Annotated in this window: 1 protein-coding gene; it reads left to right on the forward strand. The window is 72.1% G+C overall.

Annotated elements, in window-relative coordinates; translation table 11 throughout:
* Window positions 1-226 (forward strand): condensation domain-containing protein (locus tag FFK22_RS42610; protein ID WP_143957093.1); only part of this gene is annotated, 226 nt, incomplete at both ends.

Below are 226 nucleotides of genomic sequence, written 5' to 3' on the forward strand. Positions count from 1 at the left end.
TGGGTTGCCGGAAGAGATCGAGCTTCCGGCGGACCGTCGGCGTCCGGCGGTGTCGAGCCACCGGGGCGGCGTGGTGCCGGTGCGGCTGGATGCGGATCTGCATCGTGGACTGCAGGGTCTGGCGCGGGCGAGCGGAGCGACGCTGTTCATGGTGCTGCAGGCGGGATTGGCGGCGCTGCTGTCGCGTCTGGGGGCGGGTGAGGACATCGCGATCGGGAGCCCGGTG

This window comes from Mycobacterium sp. KBS0706, from assembly GCF_005938675.2.
Taxonomy (GTDB): Bacteria; Pseudomonadota; Alphaproteobacteria; order DSM-16000; family Inquilinaceae; genus Inquilinus.